Annotated in this window: 11 protein-coding genes; 4 read left to right on the top strand and 7 right to left on the bottom strand. The window is 52.9% G+C overall.

What is annotated here, in order from left to right; translation table 11 throughout:
* Positions 1-302: 302 nt before the first annotated feature.
* Complete coding sequence (locus IR141_RS11165) at positions 303-752, bottom strand: cytochrome c (protein ID WP_135037257.1); 450 nt, start codon at positions 750-752, stop codon at positions 303-305.
* 121 nt (positions 753-873) lie between these two features.
* On the opposite strand from IR141_RS11165, the gene IR141_RS11160 reads away from it, so the two are divergent.
* Positions 874-1704 carry an SDR family oxidoreductase gene (locus IR141_RS11160; protein WP_135037254.1) on the top strand — a complete coding sequence of 277 codons (831 nt, stop codon included), beginning with the start codon at positions 874-876 and terminating at the stop codon, positions 1702-1704.
* Positions 1705-1795: 91 nt separating this feature from the next.
* Here IR141_RS11160 and IR141_RS11155 read toward each other — a convergent pair whose 3' ends face one another.
* The 4 genes from IR141_RS11155 to IR141_RS11140 all read right to left on the bottom strand — a co-directional run bounded on the left by IR141_RS11155 (position 1796) and on the right by IR141_RS11140 (position 5753).
* A complete protein-coding gene (locus IR141_RS11155) occupies positions 1796-1990 on the bottom strand; it encodes a hypothetical protein (protein ID WP_135037251.1) in 195 nt (64 codons plus the stop codon).
* Positions 1991-3385, bottom strand: a complete 1395-nt coding sequence (gene gltX / locus IR141_RS11150; protein ID WP_135037248.1) for a glutamate--tRNA ligase — start codon at positions 3383-3385, stop codon at positions 1991-1993.
* Positions 3386-3706: 321 nt separating this feature from the next.
* Positions 3707-4594, bottom strand: a complete 888-nt coding sequence (locus IR141_RS11145; RefSeq protein WP_167743182.1) for a DegV family protein — start codon at positions 4592-4594, stop codon at positions 3707-3709.
* A 208-nt stretch (positions 4595-4802) separates the two neighbouring features.
* Positions 4803-5753 (bottom strand): D-2-hydroxyacid dehydrogenase, encoded by a 951-nt coding sequence (locus IR141_RS11140; RefSeq protein WP_135037242.1) that lies wholly within the window; start codon positions 5751-5753, stop codon positions 4803-4805.
* Between the two features lie 151 nt (positions 5754-5904).
* On the opposite strand from IR141_RS11140, the gene IR141_RS11135 reads away from it, so the two are divergent.
* The 3 genes from IR141_RS11135 (at position 5905) to IR141_RS11125 (ending at position 7627) form a co-directional block, all read left to right on the top strand.
* Positions 5905-6132 (top strand): DUF2061 domain-containing protein, encoded by a 228-nt coding sequence (locus IR141_RS11135; protein WP_135037240.1) that lies wholly within the window; start codon positions 5905-5907, stop codon positions 6130-6132.
* 53 nt (positions 6133-6185) lie between these two features.
* Positions 6186-6512 (top strand): FKBP-type peptidyl-prolyl cis-trans isomerase, encoded by a 327-nt coding sequence (locus IR141_RS11130; protein ID WP_135037237.1) that lies wholly within the window; start codon positions 6186-6188, stop codon positions 6510-6512.
* Positions 6513-7330: 818 nt separating this feature from the next.
* Positions 7331-7627: a hypothetical protein gene (locus IR141_RS11125; protein ID WP_135037234.1), complete on the top strand. Its 297-nt coding sequence runs from the start codon at positions 7331-7333 to the stop codon at positions 7625-7627.
* An 81-nt stretch (positions 7628-7708) separates the two neighbouring features.
* Here the strand turns inward: IR141_RS11125 and IR141_RS11120 are convergent, their stop codons facing one another.
* Both IR141_RS11120 and IR141_RS11115 read right to left on the bottom strand, forming a co-directional pair.
* Complete coding sequence (locus IR141_RS11120; RefSeq protein WP_135037231.1) at positions 7709-8440, bottom strand: TIGR00730 family Rossman fold protein; 732 nt, start codon at positions 8438-8440, stop codon at positions 7709-7711.
* Between the two features lie 165 nt (positions 8441-8605).
* Positions 8606-8917 carry a hypothetical protein gene (locus IR141_RS11115; RefSeq protein ID WP_135037228.1) on the bottom strand — a complete coding sequence of 104 codons (312 nt, stop codon included), beginning with the start codon at positions 8915-8917 and terminating at the stop codon, positions 8606-8608.
* Positions 8918-9864: the final 947 nt, after the last annotated feature.

The following is a 9864-nucleotide window of genomic DNA, read 5'->3' as shown; positions in this document are numbered from 1 at the left end:
CATGCATAACATCCAGGTTGGGCTCCGCTGTGTGATAAAGCGGAGCAGTTTATAACAAACGGAGAGTGGCTCAATTTTGGAGCACAACTCCCCGTTTCCCTGGCTCAGTTTTGCACGATATTTAACAGAGAATTTTTGATTTGAATCTGATCCCGAACCCGGCTATATATGAAATACAAGCCGTATTTTGGCAACTTGACCCGGCATCAGTTGTTAAAGCAGACTGTTTTACCGCCCGTTAAATGCCGACAAACCGGCCAAAGAAGCGGCAACCGCCGCAAGATGCGGCGGCCGTCTGAAAATCACTTCGGCCTGCGGAATGTATCGTGGCAGGATTTGCAGCTTGCGCCCACATTGTTATAGGCGGTTTTAACGGCTTCGAGATTGCCGGTTTGCGCCTGTTCGTTCAATTCATCCACTGCGGCGTGGAATTTTTCCTGCTCGGCTTTAAAGGCATCGGGGTTTTCCCACGTTACCGGCAATGTGTCGCCGTCGCCCTGTTCGTCTTTCTGGAAATGTTCAAACGGCTTTTTGCTCTCTTGGGCAAACGCAGCGGCGGCGGTTTTGAATGTTTCCACGTTGTAAACCTCATCGCCGTTCACCATTTTGCCCATGCTGCTGAAATTGGGCATCATCGCTTTGAAAGCGGTGGTGCGCGCTTCCGACACCGGCCCTTTGGGTACATCAGGCTCCCCGGCGCAGGCGGCAAGGATAAGCGCGGCAGAGAGCGCGGGAATCAGTTTGGTTTTCATGCGGGCGTTTCCTTATATTGCTATGGTTGTTATGGTTCCGCTATCATACCCGAAACCGCACGGCGGCGGGTGTTTTCTAAACAGCGTGCAAAACCGTTTGAACTTTATCGAGGAGAAAGATATGACGATTCTCATCACCGGCGCATCGGCCGGTTTCGGCGAAGCCATGTGCCGCAGCTTTACGGCAGCAGGTTATCAGGTTGTGGGAGCCGCGCGGCGGCTGCACAAACTCGAAGCCCTGCAGGCGGAGCTGGGCGGGCTGTTCCACCCCCTCGAAATGGATATGACCCGCACCGAATCCATCTATCATGCTTTGCAGAGCCTGCCCGAGGGCTTCGCCGAAATCGACTGCCTGATCAACAACGCCGGTTTGGCACTCGGCCTGGACGGGGCCGACAAAGCCGATTTCAACGATTGGCAAACCATGATTCAAACCAATATTGTCGGCCTGAGCTATCTGACCCGCCAAGTGCTGCCGCAAATGGTGGAGCGCAAAAGCGGCTATATCATCAATCTCGGCTCGATTGCCGGCACCTACCCCTATCCGGGCGGCAATGTTTATGGCGCCACCAAAGCTTATGTGCGCCAGTTCAGCCTTAACCTGCGCGCCGATTTGGCCGGCACGGGCGTGCGCGTGAGCAACATCGAGCCGGGCCTGTGCGGCGATACCGAATTTTCCAACGTGCGTTTCAAGGGCGACGGCGAACGCGCCGCCGGGCTGTATGAAAATGTGCAGTTTGTCCGCCCGCAGGATATTGCCGACACCGCCTTGTGGCTTTACCAGCGCCCTGCCCATATGAATGTGAACAGCATCGAAATCATGCCGGTGGCGCAGAGTTTCGGCGCGCTGCCCGTTTACCGCGAAGCCCCGCCGCCCGCCGTGCAGCAGGGCGGTGATTTTGAAAAACAGAGTATGTCGCTGTTTCAGAAAATCAAATCATGGTTTAAATAACGGTGTCTGAAAAGGCTTCAGGCCGTCTGAAAGCGCATCGCGGCGGTTTTCAGACGGCCTATATTATAAAAATCCCGCATGATCCAACCTTTCAAAATCGGGCGCGGAACGGTTTCAACGCTTCCCCGCCGATTGATAAAAAAATCAAATCACGGTTCGGATAACGGTGTTTCACAGGCTTCAGGCCGTCTGAAAGCGCATCGCAATATGGTTTCAGACGGCCTGAATGAATTTTGCAAAGGTCGCGGCCCGGGTAGAAAATCCCTACTTTACCGGGCCGTTTCAATCAAGAACGGATCCGTTTCAACACTTCTTCCCTGCCGATTAACGCCAGCACGGCATCCACGCCGGGGGTTTTCGCCGTACCGCACACGGCCAGCCGCAGGGGCATACCGAGCTGCCCCATTTTGATGCCTTCAGCTTCGCAAAACGGCTTAAACAGGCTGTGGATGGCCTCGGCGTGCCAATCGGGCAGGCCTTCGAGTTTTTCGGCAAAACGCAGCATACGCGCGGCAGCCTCCTCATTCCAATGCTTCTGCATATCCGACTCGGCCGGCACCGCTTTCTGATAGAAATACACGCACTCATCGGCCAGCGCATTCAAATCTTGGGCTCGGTCTTTCACCAACGCCAACACCTCTTCCAGCGCGGGCTTGCCGCCGGTTTCCACGCCGCGCACCGCCAAACGGGGTTTCACCAGCGCAGCCAGCTCGGCGTTGGGGGTGGTTTTGATGTGTTCGCCGTTAATCCAATAGAGTTTTTTCAGATCCATGCGGCTGGGCGAGGGCGAAACGTCTTTCAAATCAAACCATTCGACAAACTGCTGCATGGTGAAAAATTCATCGTTGCCGTGCGCCCAACCCAGGCGTGCCAAATAATTGAGCATGGCTTGCGGCAGAATGCCCATTTGGTCGAACTCGGTAATGGCCACCGTGTCGCCGCTGCGCTTGGAAATTTTTCTGCCCTGCTCGTTCAAAATCATCGGCAGGTGGGCATACTCGGGCAGTTTGGCTCCGATAGCGTTTAAGATGTTGATTTGCTTTGGAGTGTTATTCACATGGTCGTCGCCGCGAATCACATGGGTGATGCCCATATCGCAATCGTCCACCACCACGCAGAAGTTGTAAGTAGGCGTGCCGTCAGCGCGGGCGATAATCAAATCATCGAGGGTTTCGTTGGGAATGCTGATTTCACCCTTCACCAAATCGTGCCATTTGGTTACGCCATCCAGCGGGGTTTTGAAGCGGACGACAGGCTCGCGCCCTTCCGGAACGGGCGGCAGCGTTTTGCCCGGCTCCGGCCGCCAGCGGCGGTCGTAGGTGGCGGTGCCTTCTTTTTCGGCTTTTTCGCGCATGGCTTCGAGCTCTTCTTTGCTGCAATAACAATGATAAGCCCGGCCTTGCGCCAAGAGTTCGGCAATCACTTCCCGATAACGGTCGAAACGGCGGGTTTGGTAGATAACGTTGGCGGCATTGTCGTAATCCAGCCCGACCCAGCTCATGCCGTCTAAAATAATGTTTACCGATTCGGCGGTGGAGCGTGCCAGGTCGGTGTCTTCGATACGCAGCAGAAAGCTGCCCCGGTGTTTTTTGGCAAACGCCCATGAAAACAGGGCGGTGCGCACGCCGCCGATGTGCAGATAACCGGTGGGGCTGGGGGCAAAGCGGGTTTGAACGGTCATGATGTGCTTTCGGTGATTTCAAAGGGCTTTATTGTAATGTAAGGGGGGCAGGGCGCGCCATCATCCCGAGGCCGTCTGAAAACAGCGGCGGCAGTGAAAATGGCAAAGGCAGGAAGCATGGGAAAGCCAAACGTTAGCGAGAGCTTTGCCAATGCTGATACGTCTGTTTCGATGGGAAGTAGGCATAGTCAGATAAATCAAATCACCAACCAATAAGAAGGCTCTAGACTAGCAGAATAGCTCTGTTAGACTAGAGCCAACCATTTTTATCAGGCAACTGGGGAGTTGCATGGCAGCTGCTCTGTTGTCAACACTTTTCTCTTATTCCGGCAACCGCTCCACAATGCCCACTCCCACGGCATTCAAGCCTAAGTAAGTACCGACCACAGGGGAAACGGGTATGCCGTGTTCCAAATGCAGGCCGGTTTTCGCGTGTAGTTTGCGGGCAAAGTGCTGGTAGAGCTGGTAATCGCCGCAATAACCGCCCGATATCACCAAATGTGTGGGGTTTTTATCTACCGTCATCACGATAATGGCTTCGATCAAGCGCTCTATCAATTGTTCATCGTCCTGCACGCTGGCCAAATGCGATGCACCTTTATGGTTGAAGCGCAAAACGGTTTTCAAACCCAGCCAATCGTTAAACGCCGCGCCGATGCGCAGCAGGCCGCCGGTTTTGGTGAGCTGCGTCAGCGAATTTACGCCAAACAGAATTTCGCAGCGCGGCTTTAACTTTTCGAGATATGCCACCACTTCTGCTGCTGTTTTGCCCGCCTGAAGCAGGCGCACGGCCTCAAGGGCGAAAAAACCCTCGGGCATACAGGTGGTGCCGGTATCGACCACATGAATCTTCAGCTTGCCTTCCATTGTTTGCGCCGCCTTGCGGATAACGGCTGCGGTTTCACTCAGTTTGCCACTGATGGTGGTTATGATGGCTTCTTGATAACCTTGCGATTTCAAATAGTGAAATGTTTGGCATAAAGCCTCTATGTCGGGTGGTGAAGTAACCGCTTTTTCTTCGGGGTGGCTGCGCATCCAATCATAAAATTCTTCGGCTTTCAAATCCAAGCCTTCGGCATAGGTTTCCCCGCCCATCTGCACACTCAAACGCAACATATGAATCGGGCTGTTTCGGTCGAGTATGCTGTCGAGCATACTGGTGGAAGTGGCTAAAACGGCGCAACGGTAGAGTGAATATGAGCCGGCCACGGTGCCTCCCTTTATTGTAGTTGTCAAATAATCAAAATAAGTATAAACGGTTTTTAATAATGATAAACGGTATATTTTATTCTGTCTATGATAATGAATAAATTGTTTATTTCTTTTTTGATTATTTGTGGACGACATTATCAGGTTTGATGTTTTCAGACGGCATCCGCTGTATCAGGCTTGTGTAACTTGCCTGCCCGGCAATGCTTTAAAGCAGGTTTTGCGGCTTGCCCGCCACAAAACGGTTGATGTTTTCTATCAACATATCAAACAGGCGGCTGCGGGCCTCTATGCTGCCCCAGGCCATGTGCGGGGTAACAATCAGGTTTGGCAAACGCGCTTTAAGCAGCGGGCTGCCGTTGCGCGGCGGCTCTTCGGTAAGCACATCGAAACCGGCACCGCCCAATGTGCCGTATTTCAACGCTGCAATCAGCGCATATTCATCGACTAAGCCGCCACGGGCGCAGTTCACCAATACCGCTTGGGGCTTCATCTGCCGCAGCTCGGCTTCACCTATCATGCCGGCGGTTTGTGCGGTGAGCGGGCAGTGCAGCGAAATAACATCGGCCATGCGGATAGCGTCATCAAATGCTACATAGCCTTCGCGCACGGCCACGGCTTGTTTGTGTTCGCCAAACAACACTTTCATGCCGAACGCACGGGCATAACCGGCCAGCGTGGTGCCGATGCCGCCGCGCCCGAAAATCACCAGCGTTTTGCCGTTCAAATCACGCATAGGCGCACCGAAATGGCAGAAAAACGGCGACTGTTCCCACACGCCTGCGGCAATGTCGCGCTGATAAGCGGGCAGGTTTCGCATCAGGGCAATCATCAGCATAAACGCATGTTCGGCCACAGAATCATTGCCGTAGGCGCGGATATTGCACACTGCCACGCCGGCTGCTTTGGCTGCCGCCACATCAACATTGTTCACACCCGTGGCCGCCACCGCAATCAGTTTCAACTGCGGGTTGGCTGCGATATGCCCGGCATCCACCACCACTTTATTGGTAATCACAACCTGCGCGCCCTGAAGGCGCTCTGCCGTGTTGTTCGGCTCAGTATTGCCGTATTCGGCGAGTTTGAATTTGAAATCGAAATCAAACGGTTTGTCTGCCAGCGTGTCGCGGTCGAGCGCAACAATGCTCAATGTTTTCATAATTATCCTTTGCTATCGAAATCTTCAATACGATAAAATTTAACTAATAAAATATTGGCAGAATCAAATTTCTTAACCATCACCGCCCCGTTATGATGCCAATCGATATCATTTCAGACGGCCTCTTAAAGGCTCTTAAAAGGAACCTACCATGTTGAAAACCATCACATTTGCCATTTTACACTTCAGCGTGGCATTCAGCGTAGCCTATGTTTTAACCGGCAGCATCGGCGTTTCCGGCGCGGTGGCTTTGATTGAGCCGCTGGCCAACACATTTGTGTTTTATTTTCACGAAAAAGCATGGAACCGCTACGAAAAAAAGAACAATTTGCGCGCCTGCAAAAGCCGTTTTCCGCTGCACCAATGCGTAGGCAACTGATGCCTGTTTTTATGTTATGCTTGCCGCCCCAACCCGATTAAGAAAGCAGAGCCATGGGTTTGATTATTGAAGACATCGAAACCGGCAGCGGCAAAGAAGCCGTGAAAGGCAAAGAAATCACCGTACACTATACCGGCTGGCTGGAAGACGGCACCCAATTCGATTCCAGCCTCGAGCGCCGCCAGCCGCTCACCATCACGCTGGGTGCAGGGCAAGTGATTGCCGGATGGGACGAAGGCTTTGGCGGCATGAAAGAAGGCGGCAAGCGCAGGCTGACCATTCCGCCCGAAATGGGCTACGGCACGCGCGGTGCCGGCGGCATAATTCCGCCCAACGCCACATTGGTATTTGAAGTGGAGCTGCTGAAAGTTTACGGATAACCGGCCGCCACGGTTCAAACGGGCCGGCACCCCTTGCAAATCTTCTTCAGGCCGTCTGAAAATATTCAGACGGCCTTGTTTTAGGCGGCAACAGAGCAATCCGAAACAAAACAAAAAATGCCGGCGTTACGCCCCGGCCTGCGTGCAATCACACGCAGCACCGCTTTGCAGATATACATTACGGAGCCAATTCTGTTGCTGCTTCAACGGCTTGTTAAACCATTGCCTTTAGATTTTTGAAGCATGGCCGGCATAAGTTAGCATAAACCAACCGATGCCGAACATAAATACCGCCGCTCCTGCAGTAAACCTGCGGTAAAGCCGCCTACTCGTGCCAACGGAGCAATGGCAGACACGGCACCGGATGCGCTGAAACGCCCCGCCCGACACCCCGCAATGCGCTACCACCACGTTTAACGCCGCAGGCGCAAAAGCTCATAGAATTTATCGGGCCGGCCGGTCATTTTCCCAACGTCCACATAGATTTTTAGCAGCTTTAAGGGCTGATGACAGAGCAGCCGCAGCACAACCCAACAGCTGCGGCTTATCCCGCAAAGCCGTAAAGCCTCTTCAAACCGGCTCAGCCTGCGTTTTCAGACGGTCGGATTCACAGCAAAGCGGCTTATCCGGTTATTCACATTTAACATCATATATCAGAACCCCCCGGGTTGTTTGCACAACTTACCAAAGCAGCAGTTTTATTTTATCAACCTGTTATTTATTAACCCGCCTTTAAACTCACACCAAAAACTCTCGCACAAACCCACCGTCAAACCGTAGCCCTATTAAACAGATAAACCAAACCGAAAGGATCGATAATGAAGAAAACCACTTTAACTTTTGCCGCACTGGCCGCTGCCGCCGCCTCTTTTGCCTCTGCTGAAAATATCGGCAGCCAGGGAGCCTTTCCCGGCCTGCAGGAAGTGCAATACCAAGGCGTGAAATTGTCTGCCAAAGAAGACGACCGCGTAAAATTCATTTATGTGGCCGACAGCGTAACTGCCGCACCGCCGGCTGCCGACAACCCGATGGCCGCCCCCGCCACCCCCGCCGCTGCCATTGAAACCACTCCCGCAGAGCCGCTGCCGCAAGACTCTTCCCCCCTGCAACCCTGATACACACCAAACCAAACAAAGGCCGTCTGAAAACTGTTTTTCAGACGGCCTTAACCGATTTTAGAAAACATTCTGCTGTTGCTACAAACCCAACTCCCAAGTGTTGTTTTGCGGCTCGAACAGGCCGTCGGGGCGGTTTTCGTAGTGGGCGAAAATATGCGCTACGATTTCGTCTTCATCATCGATAAGCTGCATCAAATCCAAATCTTTTTCGGCAATCATGCCGTTGCCGAGCAGTTGGTCGCGAACCCAATCCACCATGCCCTGCCAGAAGGTTTTGCCCACCAGAATAATCGGTCGGCTGGGCGTTTTGCCCGTTTGCACGAGGGTGAGGCTTTCAAACAACTCGTCAAGCGTGCCGAAACCGCCGGGCATCACCACATAGGCCACGGCATGTTTCACAAACATCACTTTGCGCGGAAAGAAGTGTTGGAATTTAATGGATAAATTCTGATACGGGTTGGCATGTTGCTCGTGCGGCAGCACGATGTTGAGCCCCACGGCGGGGCTTCTGCCGGCAAACGCGCCTTTATTGGCCGCCTCCATAATGCCGGAGCCCCCGCCGGAAATCACCGAAAAACCGGCATCTGAAAGTTTGCGCGAAAGGCGTTCGGTAAACAGATAATGAGGGTGGCCGGCCGGCGTCCGCGCACTGCCGTAAATGCTCACAGCCGGCTGGATGGCGCGCAACTCTTCGCCCGATTCGACAAATTCTGAAATGAGCTTTAAAACATGGTAAGACTCGCGCGCCTGAATTTCGCGGCGGGTTTCTTCGGGCAGCATCGGCGCGGGCAGCTTGCGGTAAAGGTTCATTGTTGCCTCAATAGTTGGAAATGTGCCGTTTGCATCGGCATCGGCTTATGCTTTAAGTGCCATCCTTTGCGGGTAGGCAGGGGGCAAAGGCTTGGTGCACTTGTTTGTGTGCAGAGATACAGATAGCGGAAAATATTTTCAAACGGCCTGTTTGGAGCGGAGCCGTTAGTGAATCAGTTTGGAAGCGGGTGCAATACTCAATATTTTCTCAGCCTCAGAAATTTCCAGCGTTTCCAGAGCTTCCAGTATTTCGAGCAGCTCAGGATGATCTAACTCATCTTGATTCTCTTTAACAACCGCTAAAGCCAATTTTAGAAATTCCTCCGTATTTATGCACTTTATCAAGTGATTGATAATCATAGAAAAGTTTTGCGCAGCAGTGAGGCCGTCTTCCTCGCTTTCGCCGATGTCGAAGCTGACTTCAACTTGCCCGGGTTCACCTTCAATATCTGAAATGCTGATAATGGATTTAGCCATTAATAGAGTATCCTTAAAAATCAATAGGGGAGTTGCCGGCCCGCCACAGGCTACCGGGCCGAAGCCGTATAATAATCCCGCTTTATTTCCGCTACAAAGCAGCAAACTGCAATAAATACGAGACTGATTCTGTTGCCGATACAGTAGCTTACAAAATTATTCTCTCCGATAAGGCGCAATAACGCCGTAACAGAAATAAAGCAGGCTCACTATATTCTACACGCAGTCAGGCAGCAGCCAAACAACTGCCTCTGCCGCGCAGAGATCGGCCCCAAATTCGTTTTTATGCAACATCAAACTGTCTAGTGAATGTGGTGTGCTCAAGCAGGTTTTCAATTTGCGTTTTCAGACGGCCTGATATTACCCTCAGGAAAGGGGGCATTTTGACATTCCTCCTCAACAAACCCGATTCATTACAAACCGTTACCCGCCACACTCTTGCATGCCTCACCGTGTCCGCCGCCCACCCTTGCCCGCCTCCGGCCAAACACCCGCCGCAGCATAGTTCGGTAAGCTCCGGCCTGCTTTTCCCGCAACCTTTGGCCATCTGAACGCAGCGGCTCGGGCAGGCCGCCCGGCAAAAAGCCTTGAAAGAGGCTGTTAAGCCGGTACAGCCCGTTTAGTTTGGCGTTGAAGTATCCGTTTGTGAAAGGAAGTTGAACGGTCATCAGCCTGCCGCATCGCCACGCCTGAACCCGAGCGCTTTCCCAAATCCTGCACCGCCTGCGTATTCCGTGAATCAGCCATGATTGCGTCTGCCTGCAAACCGTCAATTATCCTGCCCGAACCCCTGTTGTGCAGGACAAAACCTTATCCGAAACGGAGCATCCGGCCGTTTGGCCGAGCGTGAAATGATGGATAGGGAACCCGAACCTGCCAAACGCCGTGCCGGCACAGGCAAAGCAGGCGGGCGGCGGCGTTTTGGGGAGCGGCAGCATGGAAACACC

The organism is Neisseria sp. 19428wB4_WF04, from assembly GCF_015235335.1.
Taxonomy (GTDB): domain Bacteria; phylum Pseudomonadota; class Gammaproteobacteria; order Burkholderiales; family Neisseriaceae; genus Neisseria; species Neisseria musculi.
The sequence above is the reverse complement of the archived record's forward strand: the minus strand, read 5'-3'. Positions and strand labels throughout refer to the sequence as shown.

Bases quoted from the DNA above. Each gene is read 5' to 3' on its own strand.
- IR141_RS11165 (WP_135037257.1), bottom strand. From the start codon at position 752: ATGAAAACCAAACTGATTCCCGCGCTCTCTGCCGCGCTTATCCTTGCC.
- IR141_RS11160 (WP_135037254.1), top strand. From the start codon at position 874: ATGACGATTCTCATCACCGGCGCATCGGCCGGTTTCGGCGAAGCCATG.
- gltX (WP_135037248.1), bottom strand. From the start codon at position 3,385: ATGACCGTTCAAACCCGCTTTGCCCCCAGCCCCACCGGTTATCTGCAC.
- IR141_RS11140 (WP_135037242.1), bottom strand. From the start codon at position 5,753: ATGAAAACATTGAGCATTGTTGCGCTCGACCGCGACACGCTGGCAGAC.
- IR141_RS11135 (WP_135037240.1), top strand. From the start codon at position 5,905: ATGTTGAAAACCATCACATTTGCCATTTTACACTTCAGCGTGGCATTC.
- IR141_RS11130 (WP_135037237.1), top strand. From the start codon at position 6,186: ATGGGTTTGATTATTGAAGACATCGAAACCGGCAGCGGCAAAGAAGCC.
- IR141_RS11125 (WP_135037234.1), top strand. From the start codon at position 7,331: ATGAAGAAAACCACTTTAACTTTTGCCGCACTGGCCGCTGCCGCCGCC.
- IR141_RS11120 (WP_135037231.1), bottom strand. From the start codon at position 8,440: ATGAACCTTTACCGCAAGCTGCCCGCGCCGATGCTGCCCGAAGAAACC.
- IR141_RS11115 (WP_135037228.1), bottom strand. From the start codon at position 8,917: ATGGCTAAATCCATTATCAGCATTTCAGATATTGAAGGTGAACCCGGG.